Origin of the sequence: Facklamia sp. P13069 (assembly GCF_050409405.1) — a bacterium.
Classification (GTDB): domain Bacteria; phylum Bacillota; class Bacilli; order Lactobacillales; family Aerococcaceae; genus Facklamia.
On sequence record NZ_JBNUPN010000008.1, the window covers coordinates 1 to 16,642 of the forward strand.

General features: G+C 36.4%; 21 protein-coding genes and 1 other annotated feature. All 21 genes read right to left on the reverse strand.

Annotated features, from left to right (window positions below):
- A partial coding sequence (locus ACQV2T_RS03420) for a hypothetical protein (protein WP_428891945.1) occupies nt 1-466 on the reverse strand: 466 nt, incomplete at its 3' end.
- A gap of 297 nt (nt 467-763) precedes the next feature.
- Nucleotides 764-2,011 (reverse strand): sensor histidine kinase, encoded by a 1,248-nt coding sequence (locus ACQV2T_RS03425; protein ID WP_428875547.1) that lies wholly within the window; start codon nt 2,009-2,011, stop codon nt 764-766.
- Complete coding sequence (locus ACQV2T_RS03430) at nt 2,001-2,705, reverse strand: response regulator transcription factor (protein ID WP_428874541.1); 705 nt, start codon at nt 2,703-2,705, stop codon at nt 2,001-2,003. The genes ACQV2T_RS03425 and ACQV2T_RS03430 overlap by 11 nt, the downstream gene beginning before the upstream one ends.
- Nucleotides 2,706-2,822: 117 nt before the next feature.
- Nucleotides 2,823-3,200, reverse strand: coding sequence for a 50S ribosomal protein L7/L12 (gene rplL / locus ACQV2T_RS03435; protein WP_428875546.1), 378 nt, complete (start codon nt 3,198-3,200; stop codon nt 2,823-2,825).
- A gap of 59 nt (nt 3,201-3,259) precedes the next feature.
- Nucleotides 3,260-3,796, reverse strand: a complete 537-nt coding sequence (rplJ, locus tag ACQV2T_RS03440; RefSeq protein ID WP_428874539.1) for a 50S ribosomal protein L10 — start codon at nt 3,794-3,796, stop codon at nt 3,260-3,262.
- 37 nt (nt 3,797-3,833) lie between these two features.
- Nucleotides 3,834-3,956: a sequence feature (ribosomal protein L10 leader region), on the reverse strand.
- A 37-nt stretch (nt 3,957-3,993) separates the two neighbouring features.
- Nucleotides 3,994-4,683, reverse strand: coding sequence for a 50S ribosomal protein L1 (rplA, locus tag ACQV2T_RS03445; RefSeq protein WP_428874538.1), 690 nt, complete (start codon nt 4,681-4,683; stop codon nt 3,994-3,996).
- A gap of 82 nt (nt 4,684-4,765) precedes the next feature.
- Nucleotides 4,766-5,191 (reverse strand): 50S ribosomal protein L11, encoded by a 426-nt coding sequence (gene rplK, locus ACQV2T_RS03450; RefSeq protein ID WP_428874537.1) that lies wholly within the window; start codon nt 5,189-5,191, stop codon nt 4,766-4,768.
- Between the two features lie 143 nt (nt 5,192-5,334).
- Entirely contained in the window at nt 5,335-6,258 is a 924-nt protein-coding gene (locus ACQV2T_RS03455; RefSeq protein ID WP_428876485.1) for a lysostaphin resistance A-like protein, read from the reverse strand.
- A 20-nt stretch (nt 6,259-6,278) separates the two neighbouring features.
- Complete coding sequence (locus ACQV2T_RS03460) at nt 6,279-7,079, reverse strand: hypothetical protein (protein WP_428876486.1); 801 nt, start codon at nt 7,077-7,079, stop codon at nt 6,279-6,281.
- A gap of 12 nt (nt 7,080-7,091) precedes the next feature.
- Entirely contained in the window at nt 7,092-7,631 is a 540-nt protein-coding gene (nusG, locus tag ACQV2T_RS03465; RefSeq protein WP_428873018.1) for a transcription termination/antitermination protein NusG, read from the reverse strand.
- Between the two features lie 110 nt (nt 7,632-7,741).
- Nucleotides 7,742-7,921, reverse strand: a complete 180-nt coding sequence (secE, locus tag ACQV2T_RS03470) for a preprotein translocase subunit SecE (RefSeq protein WP_090289890.1) — start codon at nt 7,919-7,921, stop codon at nt 7,742-7,744.
- Between the two features lie 14 nt (nt 7,922-7,935).
- The gene (gene rpmG, locus ACQV2T_RS03475) at nt 7,936-8,088 is read right to left on the reverse strand and encodes a 50S ribosomal protein L33 (protein WP_258436941.1); all 153 of its coding nucleotides are present in this window, start codon (nt 8,086-8,088) and stop codon (nt 7,936-7,938) included.
- Nucleotides 8,089-8,175: 87 nt separating this feature from the next.
- On the reverse strand, nt 8,176-8,709 hold the full coding sequence (gene msrA / locus ACQV2T_RS03480; RefSeq protein WP_428876487.1) for a peptide-methionine (S)-S-oxide reductase MsrA: 534 nt from the start codon (nt 8,707-8,709) through the stop codon (nt 8,176-8,178).
- A 17-nt stretch (nt 8,710-8,726) separates the two neighbouring features.
- On the reverse strand, nt 8,727-10,097 hold the full coding sequence (locus ACQV2T_RS03485; protein ID WP_428873022.1) for a D-alanyl-D-alanine carboxypeptidase: 1,371 nt from the start codon (nt 10,095-10,097) through the stop codon (nt 8,727-8,729).
- A 288-nt stretch (nt 10,098-10,385) separates the two neighbouring features.
- Nucleotides 10,386-11,861, reverse strand: a complete 1,476-nt coding sequence (gene guaB / locus ACQV2T_RS03490; RefSeq protein ID WP_428875083.1) for an IMP dehydrogenase — start codon at nt 11,859-11,861, stop codon at nt 10,386-10,388.
- Nucleotides 11,862-12,013: 152 nt separating this feature from the next.
- The gene (locus tag ACQV2T_RS03495) at nt 12,014-12,778 is read right to left on the reverse strand and encodes a DUF1129 domain-containing protein (protein ID WP_428873025.1); all 765 of its coding nucleotides are present in this window, start codon (nt 12,776-12,778) and stop codon (nt 12,014-12,016) included.
- Between the two features lie 11 nt (nt 12,779-12,789).
- A complete protein-coding gene (gene ychF, locus ACQV2T_RS03500) occupies nt 12,790-13,890 on the reverse strand; it encodes a redox-regulated ATPase YchF (RefSeq protein ID WP_428875082.1) in 1,101 nt (366 codons plus the stop codon).
- A 15-nt stretch (nt 13,891-13,905) separates the two neighbouring features.
- Nucleotides 13,906-14,112 (reverse strand): DUF951 domain-containing protein, encoded by a 207-nt coding sequence (locus ACQV2T_RS03505; protein ID WP_428873029.1) that lies wholly within the window; start codon nt 14,110-14,112, stop codon nt 13,906-13,908.
- Between the two features lie 24 nt (nt 14,113-14,136).
- Nucleotides 14,137-15,015 (reverse strand): ParB/RepB/Spo0J family partition protein, encoded by an 879-nt coding sequence (locus ACQV2T_RS03510; protein ID WP_428873031.1) that lies wholly within the window; start codon nt 15,013-15,015, stop codon nt 14,137-14,139.
- A complete protein-coding gene (locus tag ACQV2T_RS03515) occupies nt 15,005-15,769 on the reverse strand; it encodes a ParA family protein (protein ID WP_428873033.1) in 765 nt (254 codons plus the stop codon). The genes ACQV2T_RS03510 and ACQV2T_RS03515 overlap by 11 nt, the downstream gene beginning before the upstream one ends.
- A gap of 13 nt (nt 15,770-15,782) precedes the next feature.
- On the reverse strand, nt 15,783-16,508 hold the full coding sequence (gene rsmG / locus ACQV2T_RS03520) for a 16S rRNA (guanine(527)-N(7))-methyltransferase RsmG (RefSeq protein ID WP_428893236.1): 726 nt from the start codon (nt 16,506-16,508) through the stop codon (nt 15,783-15,785).
- Nucleotides 16,509-16,642: the final 134 nt, after the last annotated feature.

A 16,642-nucleotide genomic window follows, 5' to 3' on the forward strand; every position in this document is an offset into this window, starting at 1 on the left:
ATGTCATTGTATCAAAATCATATGACCATTCTAAGTCTTTTAATCCTTGACCTGCTACATAGTCGTGGAAGTATTGGTCAGCTGCTTGCATACTTTCTGCTTTATATTCTGATGTAATATTAGTATCAGCTGTTTTTACTATTAATTTGTAAGTATATAATTCTGGTGCTTTTTCATCTGTTGCCATGAATGTCATTGTATCAAAATCATATGACCATTCTAAGTCTTTTAATCCTTGACCTGCCACATAATCGTGGAAATGTTGCTCAGCTGCTTGCATACTTTCTGCTTTGTATTCTGAAGTAATATTTGTATCTGCTGTTTTTACTTCTAATTTATAAGTAGTTTTCTGCTCTTGTGCTTCAACTGGATTATTTTGAGTTTGTGCGTTTACTGATGTTGCTACTGGCATTCCTGCTGCTGCAACAGTTAATGCTGCAACTGAAGTTAATAATAATTTTTTCATTTATTATACCTCTTTCTTTTTTGTTTTTTATTTTTCTAGCGACGGCTGGAAAGCTATTTGCATTCCTTACTTTTAATATTAACAAACTTCTAAATAATTTTCAAGGCTTTTTAAAGATAAAATTTAAAAACTTTAGGAATTCTTTAGAGTTTTGTTAGTACTTAAGTTTGAATAAGCATTTAACTTTCTTCCAACATGAATAATTATAACCTTCTCTTAAAGAATAGCAAGTAAATCTAAAGTTTTTAAAGATACAATTCGGTTTCAAATATTACAAGTATTGTAATGTTTGATTCTTTAATGTAAGTCTTCCCTTAAGATTGGAATTTCGACCCGAAAGACAAGATCTTGTTCTTCCACAATTCCATAAGCTACCCCTTGATGAAGGGCAACCATATTGCGTACAATCGCTAACCCTAAGCCTGATCCCGGTTTTTGAGAGGTCCGTGAGCTGTCAGCTCGATAGGATCGTTCAAATACTCGTTCCAAATCTTCCTCATTCAATAAGGTGCCATTATTTCGAAACTCGATAACCACCCATTTTTCTGTTTTAATCGTATCCAGTCTGTTTTTTTGATAGCGAGTATATTTTTTATACTCTTGATCAGTCATTTCTGTCACTAATATTTTTTGATAAGTGGCACCTTCTCCGTATTTAAAAGTGTTGGTTATAAAGTTGTTAAATACTCTTACCATTTTTTCAGGATCAATTTCTAATACCAAGTCACTTGGTGTGACTTGACAGAACATTTCAATCCCTGCTTGCTTGGCTTGCAAATTAAAGTCAGCAAGCACCTGTTCTGTAAAAGCTTGCATAGCTATAGCTTGTTTATTAACTTTTGCAGTCGTTTGTTGGGTGGAGGTATATTCAAACAGATCATTGATTAATACTTGCATGCTTTTAGCTTTACTATGCACTGTTTTTATATAAGAGGCCAGTTCTTCTTGAGTTAAATCTGAGCTGTCTTGAATCAGTCTTAAATACCCAAGTATTGAGGTAAGTGGCGTTCGAATATCATGACCTATATTATTCATTAATTCATCTTTTGTTTTCTCGGTCTCGTCTCTTTCCTTAAAAGCTTGATTAATAGAGTCCATCAGGGTGTTCACATCCTGAGCCAAAGTGACATAGTCTCCAATTCCCTCATTGGGAATTCTCAGGTCATACTTGCCTTTAGCCATGGCGGAAATATATTTACGAATATACCTTAAAGTAATCCGATTTCTTTCATGAATATATCTAAAAGTCACTGTAATAAATAAAGTAGCAAGATAAAGACCAATTAATATTTGATTACTTTTATTATAGAGTGTATATGCGATAATGTTATCTTTCAAATTTGTTTTAATGGTCCATCCTAAATTGAATGTTAAAAAATTTAAGAGTTGTTGATAGCTAAACATTAGCACAAGATAAATAAAGGAAACGGTACCAGCTACTATAAATAGATTTATCGTCATTTCAATGCGGTCGCTTTTACTTAGTTTAAAACTTTTAAAAGAAGGAATTAGTCCAGCCTTTTTTTCTTCATTCTTATTTATCAATCTTATAGCCCACTCCCCACACGGTTTGAATAACTTTCTCGCCGCCAGTTGCTTCTTCTATTTTATTTCTGAGGTTACTTACATGGACCATTACCGTTTTAGTAGAAGCAGAGGAATTATCCTTCCAAACACTATTAAGAATTTCATCAGCAGACCAAACTTTCCCCCTTTGCTCGGCAAGTAACTGTAAAATTTCAAATTCCAGACCTGTTACTTTAATTTCTTCTCCTTCAGCAGTCATCACTTGATGTCCTTTAGTATCGATTGTGACTGCTCCTAGATTAATAAAGTCTTTACTGTCTTTTTGCGCTAAAGAATGAGCATTCACACCTTGACGTCTTAAGATACTCTTGACTCTAGCGACTACCTCTAAAGGTTCAAAGGGTTTAGTAACATAATCATCGGCTCCTGCAAGCAAGCCAGAAATTTTATCGGTTTGAGTCTGATTAGCTGAAATAAAAATAACTGGAATATCTACATTTTTATGACGCATGGCTTCTAATACTTCCATCCCCGTCATTTTAGGCATCATAATATCTAAAAGAGCGATATCTAATTCAGGATGTAAGTTAATTATTTCTAAAGCTTCTTCTCCGTTATTAGCTAATATACACTCATATCCCTCATTACGCATATAAATATGTAATAAATCTAAAATTGCTTTGTCATCATCTGCAATTAATAACTTGACCATTTTCTTCCCTCCTCAATCTTTCTCTTCCATTATAGCCCAACTTTTTAAATTTATCTTTAAAAAGGGAAAAACCTGATCAGAAGATCTGACCAGGTTAATATAGATGGGATAGAGAAATTATTTAACTTCTACAGATCCACCAACTTCTTCAATTTTAGCTTTCAATTCTTCAGCGTCTTCTTTAGAAATGCCTTCTTTGATTGCTTTAGGAGCGTTGTCTACTAATTCTTTAGCTTCTTTCAAGCCCAAGCCAGTAGCTTCACGAACCACTTTGATTACTTTAATTTTAGCGTCGCCAGCTGAAGTTAATACTACGTCAAATTCAGTTTGCTCTGCAGCAGCTTCGCCACCGCCAGCAGCAGGTCCAGCTGCAACAGCTACAGGAGCCGCAGCAGATACGCCAAATTCTTCTTCAATTGCTTCTACTAATTCGTTTAATTCTACAACTGTTGCTGATTTGATATCTTCAATAATTTGTTCAATATTTAATGCCATTTTGGTTTCCTCCAAATATTTTTTTAGTTTATATTGTACTTATGCGACGAGCGATCGATTTAGGCAGCACCTTTTTTGTCGATAATTCCGTTCAAAGCGTAAACCATTTGTTGTGCTGGGTTTGCTTGAGAAAGGACAGATGCCACATTGCGCATTGGCGCTTGCAATACAGATAGTAACATTGAAAGTAATTCTTCGCGACCAGGCATTTTCGCTACTTGTTCAATCATTTCTTTAGTAGCTGCTTGACCTTCAACAATTCCGCCACGAATTTCAAGAGTTTCATTGTCTTTAGCAAAGTTTGCTGAAATTTTCGCTGGATTTACGACGTCATCTGAGAAGACAATCGCTGAAGGACCCTTGAATAAATCTTGAGGAACTTCGATTCCTGCTTTTTCAGCCGCACGACGAAGCATTGTGTTTTTCACAACCTTCATTTGAACGCCTGCATCACGTAATTGTTTACGGTAGTCTGTTACTTCTTCAACCGTTAAGCCAAGATAATCCACTACAACGATTGTTGCAGAGTTTTTCATATCTTCAGCAATTTTTTCAATTTCTTGAGCCTTTGCATTTAATACTGCTTCTTTAACCATGTTTCTTCTTTCACCTCCATCAAATAGGTATAGAGATTTTTAAAATTAAAAATCTCTATGTCACCTAGACATAGAGATAGCTTCCTGTTTAACGGGAACTTCCTCGGTAAGAAATTAAGGCTTAGCCACTTACTGTCTTAGGTCGTTTAAAATACTTATTTATCATAGTGATAAACAAATTATTTGTCAATATGAAATTATAAACTTTCGACGTTAATCTTGATTCCGGGTCCGAAAGTGGTTGCTAAAGCTAAATTAGTAATATAAGTTCCTTTAGCTGTAGCTGGCTTCACACGCATAATTTGCTCATGAAGTGCTTTGAAGTTTTCCACTAATTTTTCATCTTCAAAAGATACTTTACCAATTGGAACATTCACGATACCTGCTTTATCTGCACGGTAAGTTACTTGTCCAGCCTTGATATCGTTAACGGCTTTGGTTACGTCCATTGTAACGGTACCTGTTTTAGGGTTTGGCATTAAGCCTTTAGGTCCTAAGACACGACCCAAACGTCCAACTTGTCCCATCATATCTGGGGTAGCTACCATTACGTCGAAATCTAACCAACCACCGTTGATTTTATTAATTAGATCTTCTTCACCAACAAAGTCTGCTCCAGCAGCTTCTGCTTCAGCGGCTTTTTCACCTTTTGCAATAACTACCACTGTTTGTGTTTTACCTGTTCCATGTGGTAGCACCATTGCGCCACGAATTTGTTGGTCTGCTTTTTTAACATCGATATTTAAATTGTAAGATACTTCAACAGAGGCATCAAATTTTGCAAAATCAATTTCTTTTGCTAATGCGACTGCTTCTGTTACATCATATTTCTTTGTACGGTCAACTTTTTCTCTTGCCGCTACATAGTTTTTGCTTTTCTTAGCCATTTGTTTTTCCTCCTATATTTGTGGTTATTCGGGGTTTCCCTCCCACACCCGATAGAAACGGGGCGAGAAGCTACCTTGGCGCTTAGTCTTCGACTGTAATCCCCATTGAACGGGCAGTTCCTTCAACCATACGCATAGCAGCTTCTACATCGGCTGCATTTAAGTCTGCCATTTTAATTTCTGCGATTTCACGGACTTGATCACGTGTAACCTTTCCGACTTTGTTCTTGTTAGGTTCACCTGAAGCCTTTTTCAAGCCAACAGCTTTTTTCAATAGGATTGGAGCTGGTGGTGTTTTAGTAATAAAGGTAAATGAACGGTCTTCATAGACATCAATAACAACTGGAATAATCATTCCTTGTTGATCTTGAGTACGTGCGTTAAATTCCTTCGTAAAGGACATGATATTAACACCGGCTTGACCTAACGCTGGTCCTACTGGTGGAGCTGGGCTCGCTTGACCTGCAGGGATTTGTAATTTTACTTGAGTGACAACTTTTTTAGCCACGAATATTCCTCCTTATGTCAATTTTCGTGATGTGGTAATTGGCGCTTTTATCTTTTTTAAACTTGCTCCTCCCACCCAATGCATGGTTTGAATACATGCATTGCAATATTATAACGGAAGGCTTATGAGATTGCAAGAAGTTTTTAAATAGCTTTTTCTTGTTTCGGACATTTATTGATTAAGTAAATACAAGCAGCTACTAAAATAACTGTAACCACAAGACCCCCCTCAAATCCAAAGTCTCCACCATTGATCAAACTGGCCTCAGCTTTGGATTTAGTTAGTAATAGTGTGCCCGGTAATACCAATCCACTCACTTGGACCCCAAAGACCACACCCATTATAAAATTCCAAAAGGAATGAGCAGCTCCTGTTAACCACATATTATCAGTAATATAGAATAATAAGGAAAAGAAAATACCGGCTAAGGCAATGTTAACTAAGGCTAAAACTGTAACTCCTGGATTGCCATAATGCAACAAACTAAAGAAGATGGAGTTTATCAAAATGGCAAGAGGAACTCCCCAAGCGGCTGCCAAGCCATTCATCAAGTAACCTCTCAAGAGGATTTCTTCAGACATGCCTTGGATCATAAAGCCGACTAATAAGAGGATAAACGCCACTCCATCGGCGTGAGGGTTCATTTGGACAGAGATCGTCCCCATCAAAAGATTAACTAAAAAAATAAAGAACATTAAGGCGGTAGCAATTACGACGCCCATCCCATATTTTTTTAGGAAATTATCTTTATAAAAGCCAAAGGAGTTAAGTCTGCGTCCTTGCAACCATTTAGCCAAAAGGACCGTTGTAATAATAGTAATAATCGTTAAAAATAGTTCTAAATAAACCATTAATGGCTCGTTTAACAGTGCTTGACCTACATCTTCGGTTAAAAAGGAATCACCAAATTTCATATAGATTAATGGACCAATTAAAAAAACTGAAATAAGTGAAGCAAATAGTAAACTAACAAGATTTATAAGCGCAGTAAAAGCAATAACCCTAAATGGTTTTTTGCCTGCTTGTTTCTGCGTCAACTGCATCGATTGATTGAAAGGCCAGTTCATAGTTTTCCTCCTATAAAAATCTAAAAAGTCTTTTGCTTTATTTGATAACGCAAGTAACGTATGTATACGGCTAAGGTCAGAATAAATACAACCGCAATCACAAGATAAAAGAAGTTATGTCTTAATCCAAAGGATGAACGAGGATAATGATGATAGAGTAGCCCTAATTGAAAGATTAAAACAGCCGGCATAATTGCCTGGTTACCATAACGTGCATACAAGTAGCTACTTCCGGCTGCAATAGCAAGAATTAAAAGGCAAGCAAGTGCTATCATCCACCCATTATGACTGTTTAATCCTTTACTCACTAAATAGCTATAAAAAATATGGGCCGTCATACTGATCAACCAACCGGTATGAAGACCAATGGGAAGCTTTAATAGCCAACTTGGTTCGTTCAGGGAGCTTTTATATGAAATTAATTTCATAAAAGAAATAATCCGTCTCAAATAGAGCACCATAAGGATGAAGGTAAATAAATATAATTGTTGCGACCATATCAAAAGATAGACTGTATGGTAAAAAGATAATTCAACTAATTTGGGAGCCACTAACAGTGAATAACTCTGATCAAAAGTTGTAAAAGCCTGTCTCCGTTGTCCCGCAAATAAACCAAACGCTTCCCATAGAATAATGATTGGCCAGAGATAAAAAGTGAATTCTACAGGAAGCAAAACATGAGGAACTTCCTCTAAGACTTGGTTCAAGCTGATGGATTCGATAAAACTGGCATCAAAAACCAACTGTAAGCACAAAACCAAGAGATACATCACCATGGCTAAACGAAAATAGAGGATGTGGTGGTCAGTCTTTTGTTTCATGAAACCACCTAATTAAAGATTGTCTTTGCGCACTTGCATAAAGTCCAATTCGGCTACTGTTTCACGACCAAACATTTCAATAACTACTTTAAGTTTTTGATTTTCTTCACTGATTTCTTCGATTTCTCCAGTCATTCCTGAGAAAGCGCCATCGATAATTTCAACTAAATCGCCCACTTCAACTTCTAATTGAACTTTCTGAGCAGGCTTATCCCCCAAGATCGCTTCCATTTCCTCAGGTAAAAGAGGGGCCGGCTTAGATCCAGCGCCATGTGAGCCTACAAACCCAGTCACGCCTGGCGTATTACGAACAATAAACCAAGACTCATCAGACATCACCATTTCAACTAACACATAACCTGGGAAGGTCTTTTGAATCTTTGTTTTCTTCTCTCCATCTTGCATTTCGGTTACCTCTTCTTCAGGTACTACCACATTGAAGATAAAGTCTTCCATATTCATACTTTCTGCTCGCATCATAATATTCTCTTTTACTTTATTCTCATAACCAGAATAAGTATGCAAAACGTACCATTCCTTATTAGATTCCATAGTTAAATCTCCTTTAATTAATTTCTTGTAAAATAAAAAACCTACAAGGGTGTAGGTTTTATTTGTATTCTATTATAACATGCTTAAACAGATAATAAATAATTTTATGATTATGCGCCTAGACTAATTAACCAGTCGATGAAATTGCCAAATACAAAATCTGTTAAAGCAAAGTATAATCCAAAGAAAATAATCATCATAATTACGGTCCAAGTAAATTTATTTACTTGCTTAGCTGTAGGCCAAGTTACTTTTTTCATTTCTTGGGCAATGCCTTTAATGTAACTCATTATATTCCTCTTTTCTATTTGGTTTCTCTATGAATCGTGTGTTTATTACAATTCTTGCAGAATTTCTTAATTTCTAATCGAGTGGTTTGGCCCGCTTGAGTTGGTATCATTTGATAATTACGGTTTCCACATTCACTACAAGCTAGTGACGCTTTCTTTTGAGCCATTTTCCCACCTCCGTCTTTTGTTTAGAATCATTAAGAATGATAAATAGAAATCTTTTAAATGTCAAGCTTAGCTTAGCATTTACTATCTTAATTCAATTTATCTTTAACCTCTTCAACAAATTTTTTACGCCCGGAACCACGGTAGAAATTTTGATAATGATCCGGTTCTTTGCGGTGAAAGTCTTGGTGATAGTCCTCTGCAAGGTAAAATGTTTGGGCTGGACTGATTGGCACAACAATCGGCTTTTTGAAAACTTGTGACGCTTCAAGTTCTGCTTTCGATTGTTCGGCTTCTTCCTTTTGGGCTTGGGTACTATAAAAAATTTCTGGTCGGTAAGAGGAGCCTCGATCACCGAACTGTCCATCTTTATCAGTCGGATCGACTGAAGACCAATAAATTTTTAGAAGTTCTTGATAGCTTATTTTACTAGGATCGTATTCGATTTTGACAGCTTCTGCATGACCCGTTTGTCCTGAGCAGACTTCTTCATAGGTAGGATTCACACTATCTCCACCCGTATAGCCAGAAGCTACAGAGATAACACCATCTCTTTCATCAAATGGATGAACCATGCACCAAAAACAACCTCCTGCAAAAATCGCCGTTTCTTTATTTTCCATAATTTTACCTCCCTTATTTAATTAAATAAATCCGTAAAGAATTTTCGAACAGCATTCCAAGTATTTTCGCCAGTATTTTGAACATTTCGCCAAGTTTTTTCTAAGATATTGGCTTCTTCGATATCTTCTGCTACTTTTACTGGCACATAATTTCCTCTACCGGACTTTAGAATAGGTAGACGATAATCAGCTATATCGACTTGCATTTTTCCTACAACCTTGCCTGCTTTAACAGGCGCTTTAACGTGATAATTGGTCACTTCTTGATTAGCTGTAAATTGATAAACCAGTCGTGGGGCCGTATCAATAATAGGTACCACTAATTGTAAGTTTGATCCATACATTAATTGTAACTTATTAACTTTGCCATTTTCCACTTTAATGGAGTCTAGGTGAGTAGCTAATGAATTTTCTTCAATAACTGTTTCAATGCGGAAGATATTTTGGGCCCTTTCAATCAATTCTCTACTAACTTGATAAAGCTTTTCGTTTTCACTGACACCTAATACCACTACTATTAGACGTAAATCATTCTTTTCTGTCGTTGCAACTAAATTATAACCATCTTCTTCTGATTTACTGGCAGTCAAACCATCAACATTCTCCATAGCATAAAGTGAATTAGCACTTTCAATTAGCAGATTGGGATTGGTCATTTCAAACTCATCGCTCGTATCTTCTTGAAAAAGCTTTTGATAAATCTGACTAGCTTCCATGCATTCAGGGTATTCATTAATCAGATGATAGGCTATGGTAGCAACTGTTTGAGCAGTCATTTTGTTAGTTCGCCCTTGATAAATGCTTTCAGAATCACCCACTTGATAACGATCACTCACTCCAGTCACATTTATTAAATCAAAATCTTCTTCTCCCCATTCATTTAACTGTTCTTTCATTTGCTTAAGTGTTTCTGCTTCGGATCCAGTTAATTCTTCTGCTAAGGCTAAGGCCGCTCCTCTGGCAGCATTTAAACTAACAGCTTCCATTAAATCTTTTAAGGAATAAGACAAGTCTTGTCTTAAAGGAACATTCGGCAAATTATAATCTTGACTCAAAGCGTAAACCTCGTCCGATATCCATACCTCTTGATCACTGTCCAACTGACCTTGATCAATGGCTTGATACACCCTATATAATAAAAGTAATTGACTAAAAGAACCCACTTCAACTAGCTGGTCCACTTCATGCTTATAAAGGATTTGCCCATTGAGGCCGTCTACAATATAGGCCCCCTTTACTTCCTCAAAAACAGGCATCGCGTTTACCAGATTTTCAGCTATACTTTCTTCCGGCAGAGTATCCATTTCTTGCAAGGAAGCCTCATCAGTGGGATTTGAATCTTTCGATGTAGTCACAGCATAACCATCAGTTGATAGAAAGTTATTCATAAGTAATCCTAAGACAAGTATCCTTTTAATACCGTTTATAAGCAATGTTAGGCTCCACTCCTCACTCTTTATGCTCATTTAAAAGTTGCTTTTTCTATTATACCCAACTGAATAAAAAAAGGTAGTTCTCACTTTCCTATTAAAATAAGCTTTTCCTAATTTAGATACAGAGTTATTCAATTGTTAGCAGCTTTTAATTTTACTTGTCTTTTTTAAGTAAAAAATGATAGAAATTAATAAAAAAGTATCAAAGTCTATTGCAGTAGGCTTTGATACTTCAGTTTATCTTTATCTTGAATAGTTTGGTGCTTCCTTGGTGATATTAATGTCATGTGGGTGAGATTCAATCAGTCCTGCACCAGACATTCTTACAAATTGTGCTTCCTCACGCAATTCTTTAAGGTTAGCTGAACCGGTATAACCCATACCAGATCTTAAACCTCCAACCATTTGGAAGATAACATCTTCAACGGCACCTTTATATGCAACACGTCCTTCAATACCTTCAGGAACCATTTTGTTGGCTTCTGATTTTGATTGGAAGTAACGATCACTTGATCCTGAACGCATAGCAGCTAAAGAGCCCATGCCACGATAAGATTTGTATTTTCTACCTTGATAAATTTCCATTTCACCTGGTGATTCATCTGTTCCTGCTAACATAGAGCCGAGCATAGCCGCATGCCCACCCGCTGCAAGCGCCTTAACAATATCACCTGAATACTTAATGCCGCCATCAGCAATAATGGTTTTACCAAATTCTTTTGCTGCTGAAGCACATTCATAGATAGCAGTTAGTTGAGGAACTCCTACTCCGGCTACTACACGAGTTGTACAAATTGAACCAGGTCCGATACCCACTTTTACAATATCAACACCAATTTCAAATAAAGCGCGTGTCGCTTCGGCTGTTGCTACGTTACCAGCAATAATGGTTACATCTGGGTAAGCCTCTCTGATTTCTTTGACTTTACGAATCACGCCTTCAGAATGCCCGTGAGCGGTATCAATTACAATCGCATCAACTTGTTCTTTAATTAAGGCTTCTGCCCTTTCAAATGTATCACTAGTTATTCCAATGGCTGCCGCCACTAATAGTCTACCATGTTGATCTTTAGCAGCTTGAGGATATTGAATGACTTTCTCAATATCTTTTATAGTAATTAGACCTGAAAGACGTCCTTCATCATCTACTAGTGGTAATTTTTCAATCCGATTTTTATAAAGAATCTTTTCAGCTTCTTCTAGTGAAGTGCCAATGGCTGCTGTTACCAGATTCTCATGAGTCATGTGAGAGCCAATATTATCTTGATAATTTTCAATGAAACGCATGTCACGATTTGTAATAATACCTACAAGTGTCAAATCGTCTTCACTTTTTACAATTGGAACACCTGATATGCGGTAATGACTCATTAAATCTTCTGCTTCTTGCAATAGATTCTCAGGAGTTAAATAAAATGGGTCCAAGATAACGCCATTTTCCGAACGTTTTACTTTTCGTACTTCGTTTGCTTGATCTTCAATAGACATATTCTTATGGACAACACCTAATCCTCCCTGTCTGGCTATAGCAATCGCCATGTTCCCATCCGTTACGGTATCCATACTGGCTGATAAGATGGGAATATTTAGTTTTAAATTAGGGGCTAATTGGACTGATAAATCGACATCATTTGGTAATACCTCACTATGAGCTGGAACTAACAAGACATCATCAAATGTGTAACCTTCACGCGCAAATTTTGTTTCCCAAGATGACATTATTTTCCTCCTATATGTTTTTGATTCTCTACAAGCGATTCGACGATAATTTCCAACTAATTTAACATGTTAGTGGGAATGAAACAAGTTTTTTGCAGATGTTAGATTATGAGAAGTATTTAATGTTCGTCTTTTTATCAAACAGCATGCCCTTAAAAGAGTCCACCAACTATTTTCCACTTTCTCTTTAAGTAATAACGTAAGACCAAAGTAATTACACCCAGTATGATATAGCCCATAGGCGGTAAAATTGGGTTAATTACCGGCGGTATAAAGGCTTGACTTAACATAATTAAACCAATCCAAGCCATCATTGCAATTGTAGATGCCATGAAATAGCGCCCATAACCCTTTTGCCCTTTAGGAGCATCCAAGTCTGGTAAGACTTTTGCTGTTCGCATCATCGCATAACCACCGATAGCATAATTGAGGATAACTGTTAGGATACCCATATAGAAATTTTCTTGAACATTTGAACTCCCACTTAAACCAAATACACCCGTTATTAGGGTGAAAATAGCTCCTAACATTAACCCACCATCGACAGCAATTTGCCAATCCGGTGACTTCTCTTTTTCTTCATGCTCTTTTACTGCTTTACTAATAATAATCTGACTAGTTTCACTAGGCGTTCCATAAATATGTTTAGCAGTATGACCATCTTTTTGCCCTTCTAAAAGTGTATCTACCATTTCCAAATAAACTACTTGACAATTTGCTTGTGATATTTGTTCTTCTTTTAAGTAGCGATCAATGTCTAGCATAAATTTTAGATTACGTTTGGTTAACTGGTCCACCTTTTCTTGTGGTACCCCAGTTAATATCGAGCTTTCTTGACTTTCAACTGCCACTTGATTTTCAAGTGGTTGGCTATTTGAGACTTCTTCTACAACTTTTTCTTCTTGCTGATCTTTCATTGAATTTCCTCCTATACATTAAAGCGAAAGAGCATAATGTCTCCATCTTTAACTATATACTCCTTACCTTCTGAGCGATAGAGGCCTTTTTCTTTTACTGCTTGCTCAGAGCCATACTTCACTAAATCATCATAAGCCATGGTCTCTGCACGAATAAATCCGCGTTCAAAATCTGAGTGAATCACACCGGCTGCTTGTGGTGCCTTCATTCCTACTTTAAAAGTCCAAGCTCGAACTTCTTTTTCACCGGCTGTAAAATAAGTTCCCAAACCAAGCAATTTATAAACTGATTGAATTAAGCGGTCAAGACCTGAAGTTTTTAAACCGTAATCTTCTAAGAAACTGGTCTTTTCTTCATCATCTAGTTCTGCAATCTCTTCTTCTAAACGAGCGGAAACAGGAACAACTTCTGCGCCTTGCTGGTCAGCTAATTCACGAACTTTTACTAAGAACGGGTTTCCTTCTGGATTGCTAACTTCTTCTTCACCTATATTGGCAACATAAAGCATTTTCTTACGTGTTAACAAGAACAAGTTATTGACGTAAGGTAATTGTTCATCGTAAAACTCCACACTATTAGCTAATTGGTTGTGTTCCAAAGCCTCTTTTAATTTTAAAAGTACTTCATGCTCAGCAACAGCCTCTTTGTCTTTAGTACGTGCTAACTTTTCAACTTTAGTAATTCGTTTTTCAATGGTTTCTAAATCTGCCAAAATCAGCTCTAAGTTAATGGTTTCAATATCTTCAATCGGATCAACTTTACCTGAAACGTGAGTAATATTAGAGTCTTCAAAACAACGCACAACGTGACAAATGGCATCTACTTGGCGGATATTGGCTAAGAATTTATTACCCAGCCCTTCCCCTTTACTCGCTCCTTTTACTATCCCTGCGATATCGGTGAATTCTATTGTAGTCGGGATGGTTTTTTTTGGTTTGACAAGGCGAGTAATCTCTGTCAAACGTTCATCAGGGACTTCCACAACCCCTACGTTAGGATCAATAGTAGCGAAAGGATAATTTGCCGCTTCCACTCCAGCTTTAGTAATTGCATTAAATAAAGTTGATTTGCCCACATTTGGTAGTCCCACAATTCCTGCTGTTAATGCCATAATTTCACTCTCTTTCTAAAGGTTTACTTCTTGATGTTTTTTAAGAATTTTTTTCATCTTCTTTTCAAAGTCACGGCGTGTCATGGTAACAATATGCTGACAATTTTCACAACGTATACGAATATCCATACCCATTCGTATAATTTGCCAGCGATTAGTTTGACAAGCATGTGGCTTTTTCATTTCTACTATATCGAACTTATCGTAAGCTTTTGGATCCATTTTGACCCTCCTATTTGTCACTATTTAAACTTGAATGTTAAGTAAGTCTAGAATTCTTGTCAAATCTGAATCGTTGACGAATTCTAATTCAATTTTTCCCTTGTTTCCTTTTGAAACAATTTTAGCGGGTGTCCCAAACTTTTCTTCCATTTGATTTTCAATTGCTAACCAAAGTGGTGATTTATTTTCGGTTCGTCCCTTTTTCGTCATTTTTGGTAATGATTGATTATATTTTTGTACTACTTCTTCTAACTGACGCACTGTAAGCTGTTCTTTAACAACTTTTTTAGCTAAATTCTCCATCTGACTCTTATCTTTTAACCCTAAAATGGTGCGTGCTTGGCCCATAGATAGTTTTTCTTCATTTACTAACTGTTTAATTGGATCTGGCAATTGAAGTAAACGAATATAATTGGCTATATAAGGGCGACTTTTCCCAATACGTTCAGCAACTTCTGCTTGCGTTAGTTTTAAACGTTCCATTAGCATATCATATGCTTCTGCTTCTTCTAAAGGACTCAAGTCTTCTCTTTGCAAGTTCTCTATTACAGCAATCTCAATCATTGCTTCTTCATCAAGTTCTCTAACAATTGCTGGAATGGTTGTTTTGCCTGCCAATTTAGAAGCACGTACCCTACGCTCTCCTGCAATAATTTCATATCCTTTAATAGAGGATTTTCTAATAATAATAGGTTGGAAAACACCCGTTTGACGAATCGATTCCGCTAACTCATTCAAAGCATTGAGATCAAAGTGTTTTCTAGGTTGGTAGGGATTTGGACGAATATCTTCTAATTTAATTTCGGTGACCATTTCGTGATCGTTAGGTACTTCTTCATAAGCTGAACTAAAGAGAGCTTCCATTCCACGACCTAGTCCACCTTTTTTTGGTTTATTGGCCATTATTGATCACTTCCTCTGCCAATTCTTTATACATGATGGCTCCTCTAGATTTTGGGTCATAATCAATTACTGACAAACCATAAGATGGAGCCTCTGACAAACGAATGTTTCGTGAAATTACCGTATCATATACTTTCTCTTGGAAGTATTTACGTACTTCATCAACTACTTCATAGCCCAAGTTCGTGCGCGCATCTAGCATAGTTATTAATACACCTTCAATTCTGAATTGAGGATTTAATGACTTTTGAACTAAGCGGATTGTATTTAATAATTGACTTAAACCTTCTAAGGCATAATATTCTGCTTGAACCGGAATCAAAATTGTATCAGATGCTGTAAAGGCATTAATAGATAATTGCCCTAAGGACGGTGGACAATCTACTAAAAGATAATCATAATCTTGCTTTATTGATTCTACAGCTTCTTTTAAGCGAAATTCGCGGTCTTTAAAATTTACTAATTCAATTTCAGCAGCTGCTAAAGAAATAGTTGATGGGATAATATCTAGATTTTCTCTAGAAGTGGTTAAGATACTATCCTGAATAGGTACTCGATCGACCAGCACTTCATATAAGCTATAAGTCACATCGCCTCTTTCAATTCCTAAACCGGAAGTAGCATTTCCTTGAGAATCGGAGTCAATAACCAGTACCTTTTTCCCCATAAAGGCTAATGCTGCACCCAAATTAACAGTTGTGGTTGTTTTACCAACTCCGCCTTTTTGGTTGCCGATTGCAATCATTTTTCCCATATGCTTCCTCCTTTTATTTTATAGGCTGTTTGCTTGGCTTACCTGCTTTACGTGGATATTTATTGGGAGTATCTAATGTTTTTTCTATTAATAATAGTGTTCTCTCACCTTCATCTTCAGGCAGATAAGTTTGCACCACTTGTTCTAACTTTGCTCCTAATATTTTAATCGCCTTTTCAGCTTCTTTTAATTCCGTATTTGTTTGTTCATGGCTGCCTTTTAAAACTATAAATTTTCCACCTTTTTTTAGTAAAGGAAGACAGTACTCAGCTAAAACATTTAAAGGAGCTACTGCCCGAGCAGTCACTAAATCAAATTGTCCACGATAATTTGAATCTTGGCCCACATCTTCAGCCCTGCCATGGAGAAACTCTATTTGTTCAAGTTTTAAATTGGAACTTAAATCTTTTAAAAACTGAATACGTTTATTTAAAGAATCGATAATCGTCAGTTCAATTTCAGGATGAATAATTTTGATTGGTAAGCTTGGAAAACCTGCTCCCGCTCCTACATCACACATCTTCAAATAATAGTTCGCTAAAGGTAAATGCCACAGCGGCATTAAAGAATCATAGAAGTGTTTAAGATAAACTCCTTCTTTATCAATAATAGCTGTCAGATTAACTTTTTGATTCCATTCAATTAACCACTGATAATAAGTGGAAAACTGTAGTAGTTGATCGGGACTAATTGATAATCCTTGATCTTGCAATTTCTTTTTAAACTGATTTTCTTCCATATAATCCCTCTCATTTTGGTAATTGTGAAACAATGTTTCACAGCAACTTTACTTTACTAAAATAACTACTCAATAGCAACATCTATCCTTCAATAAATTTCGAAAGATAATTAAATTACTTAAATTTATAGTAT